The 3,541-nt window shown below is 68.7% G+C and carries 3 protein-coding genes; all 3 read right to left on the reverse strand.

Annotated features, from left to right (window positions below; translation table 11 throughout):
- Positions 1-93 precede the first annotated feature (93 nt).
- Genes DVDV_RS21540 through DVDV_RS21550 form a run of 3 tightly spaced genes read right to left on the reverse strand, consistent with a single transcriptional unit; the run spans position 94 to position 3,541 of the window.
- Positions 94-417, reverse strand: coding sequence for a hypothetical protein (locus DVDV_RS21540; protein ID WP_075356615.1), 324 nt, complete (start codon positions 415-417; stop codon positions 94-96).
- A 58-nt stretch (positions 418-475) separates the two neighbouring features.
- Positions 476-2,380: an asparagine synthase (glutamine-hydrolyzing) gene (gene asnB / locus DVDV_RS21545; protein WP_075356616.1), complete on the reverse strand. Its 1,905-nt coding sequence runs from the start codon at positions 2,378-2,380 to the stop codon at positions 476-478.
- Between the two features lie 3 nt (positions 2,381-2,383).
- Complete coding sequence (locus DVDV_RS21550; protein ID WP_083634865.1) at positions 2,384-3,541, reverse strand: glycosyltransferase family 4 protein; 1,158 nt, start codon at positions 3,539-3,541, stop codon at positions 2,384-2,386.

Here is a 3,541-nt window from a genome sequence, read left to right on the forward strand (position 1 = left end):
AACGGGGATGGCTGGCGCGGCCGGGGCTCATGGCCCCGTGCCGCCGGAGCTTCTCTTCCCGTCTCCCGCCCTCTCGCCCTCACCTCCCTTGCCCTACGGGCATTGCAATCCGTTTTGCAGCATCCACAGCCGCTTGCCGTAGACGGTCACCTGGCACAGGCCGTCGGTGCCGCACTGGACGTTTTCGGCGGGTTTGCCCTGGGGGATGAGCACCGTGCCCTGGGCGCGCAGCGCGGTCAGGCCGGCGTCGTCTTCCTGGTCGGTCAGGGCCTGGGCCTTGGCGAGCAGTTCCCTGGTTTCGGCGGCCGGGTAGCCGCCAACGAAAAAGCAGCGTTTGCCGGTCTTGGCCTGGGCCATGGCCGGTGCGGCGCACAGCAGGCACAGGGCGGCGGTCAGGATGCGGACGGCGTATGGCATTGTAGCCCCCTTTTTGGGGCGTATTGTGCCTGATTGACGATGGGGCGCAAGGGGGGAATCAGAAGAAGCGGCGCAGCCACAGCTCCAGCATGACCAGGGCGAAGATGCGTTTGCCGTGGTCGGCCCGGCCGGCTGTGTGGGCGCTTAAGATGGCGCCGATGGCTTCGGGGCGGGCCACGTCGCGGGCCACCCGGCCGTTTGTGAGCAGATCGTGGGCGAATTCGCGCAGCGGGCCGCGAAACCAACCAGCCACGGGCAGACCGAAGCCGCGTTTGGACTGGTTGGCGATGCCTGGCGGCAGGAGATCGGCAAAGGCCCGGCGCAGCAGGTACTTGCCGGTCAGGCCGCGCAGTTTGAGACGGGTGGGCAGATGGGCGGCGAAAACGGCCAGTTCGCTGTCAAGCAGCGGCGAGCGGCCTTCCAGGCCGCTCGCCATGGCCATGCGGTCGGCTTTGACCAGCAGGTCGCCGGGCAGATAGATGGTGGCGTCGGCAAAGAGGCTGGCGTCCAGGGCCGCGTCGGCCTTGGATGCGGCAGCGGTATATTCGTACAGGGCCACGGAATCGGCCGGGCCGGCGGCCTTGGCGAATTCCGGGCGCAACAGGGCCAGACGGTCGGTCGGCGAGAAGTACGATCCCCAGCGTACGAGGCTGGCGGCGCGGGGCAGGCTGACGGCCTGGGCCAGACGTTTCAGCCCGGCGCGCCAGTCGGCCTCGACCGGCACGTCGCCCCGGGCCGGAATCCTGTCGGCCAGCCAGGGGACCAGCCGCCGGGTGAGGATCCGGGGCAGGCGGGCGTAGGCATCGGCCAGGGGGTCGAGCCAGTAGCGCTGGTAGCCGGCGAACATCTCATCGCCGCCGTCGCCATTTAAGGCCACGGTGACATGCTGCCGGGTCAGCCGGCACAGATGCCAGGCGGCCAGGGCCGAGGGATCGGCAAAGGGCATGTCCGTGGCCGCGACCACCGCTTCCATGACGCTTCGGGCCTCGTCAAAGCCGAGGATGAATTCGGTGTGGCGGGTGCCGAAGCGTTCGGCCACGGCCCGGGCCTTGGGGGCTTCGCTGAAGGCCTCTTCGGCAAAGCCGATGGAAAAGGTGCGCACGGGCTGGTCGGTCAGCCCGGCCATGACGGCGGTGACGATGGCCGAGTCCACGCCGCCGGACAGATGCGCCCCCAGCGGCACATCGGCCACAAGGCGCAGGCGCACGGCCTCGGTGACCCGATGGCGCAGTTCCTCGGCCAGGGCATCGACGGAACCGGTCAGCTTGGGCTGGTACTCCAGCCGGAAAAAGCGGTCGATGCGGGTATTGCCGTCGCGGCGCAGCAGGGTGTGGCCGGCAGGCAGGCTGGCAAGGCCGATGAAGCCGGTCGAAGGCTCGGGCACATGCTGGAGCGTCAGGTAATGGGCCACGGCCTCGGCGTCCAGGCGGGCGGTCACGGCCGGATGGGCCAGCACGGCCTTGGGTTCCGAACCAAAGGCCAGACCGCCCGGGATGGCGGCATAATAGAGCGGCTTTTTGCCAAACGGATCACGGGCCAGGAAGAGTTCGCGACGCCCCGCGTCCCAGATCGCCAGGGCGAACATGCCGCGAAGGCGTGTCACACAGGCCGGGCCAAGCTCCTCGTAGAGGTGGATGATGACCTCGGTGTCGCTGCGGCTGGCGAACACGTGGCCCTTGGCGATAAGCTCCTGGCGAAGCTCCTGAAAATTGTAGATCTCGCCGTTAAAGACGATGCAGAGCGTGCGAGTCTCGTTAAAAAGCGGCTGATCGCCGGTCACGAGGTCGATAATGGCCAGCCGGCGATGGGCCAGGGCCGCGCCGCCGCCCTGGACAAAGGCATCGAGAAAGATGCCCTCGCCGTCCGGGCCGCGATGGGCCAGCCGGCCGTTCATGACGGCCAGGATGGTGCCAAGGGTCTCGGGGCTGCCCTGGTCGGTCAATAAACCGCAGATGCCGCACATGGCTTACGCTCCCTTCCCGGCGCACAGGGCGGCATAGCGCTCGGCTACGCTTTTCCAGGAATACTCCCGCACCACCCGTTCCCGGCCGGCGGCCCCCATCCGGCGGCACAGGGCCCGGCCGGCCACAAGCCGGGCCAGGGCCTCGGCCAGGGCCGGGGCATCGTCCGGCGGGACCAGACAACCGGTCTGGCCGTCGAGAACCAGTTCCTCATTGCCGGAAATGCGCGTGGCCACCACCGGCAGCCCCGAAGCCATGGCTTCGAGCACGGCATTGGGCATCCCCTCGTCGCGGGAGGGAAACACGAACAGGTCGGCCCGGCGCAACAGTCCCGGCATGGCCTCGCGGGCCGTCCAGCCGGCAAACGCCACCCGGCCGGACAGGCCCGGGGCAGCGGCCCGCTCGGCCAGTTCGGGCCGAAGCGGCCCGTCGCCAACGATGGTGAGCCGGTAATCAAGATCGGCCGGCAGCCGGGACAGGGCCTCAAGCAGCACGTCCAGGCCCTTTTGGCGCACCAGCCGGCCGACAAAGACGAGGCGCAGGGGGCCGGTGTCCGCCGCTTCCCCTGGCCCGGCCGGCTGGAACCGCCCGGTGTCCACGCCGTTTGGGATCATCAAAATGGGCGTCTCGCCGGCCGACTGCCGGGCCAGTTCGGCCAGCCCCTGGCTGTTGGCCACCACATGGGCGGCCTTGCGCCACAAAAAACGAATCAGCGGCCCGGTCACCCGGTGGTAGCCGGCCAGATCGTAGGGCTGAAAGCCCGGCACGTCGCCGCCGCGCAGCGACACGACATAGGGCACGCCGCACAACACCTTGAGCAGCCAGGCGGCCGGGCCGCAGGGGATGCCGAAAAAGCAGATACAGGCATCGGCTTTGAACCGACGGTGCATAAGCGGCAGAAAAACCCCGGCGCTGGCCAGAAACGTCAGCATCTCCAAGGGCGAACAATGGTCGGCATGACGCCGCACCGCCGGGATGCGCCACAGTTCGTAGCCGTCGACCACCTCCCGCTTCGCCTGCCCGGCAAAAGCAGCCGTCACGACCCGCACCCGGTGCCCCAGCCCGGCCAGCTCCCGGGCCATGTTGGCCGTGGCATTCCCCGCCCCGCCGCCTATTGGCGGATATTCGTAGTTGAGGAGGAGGAGCGTACGAGAAGACAAAAT

The sequence above is a fragment of the Desulfovibrio sp. DV genome, from assembly GCF_001936595.1.
In the GTDB taxonomy this organism is placed as follows: domain Bacteria; phylum Desulfobacterota; class Desulfovibrionia; order Desulfovibrionales; family Desulfovibrionaceae; genus Solidesulfovibrio.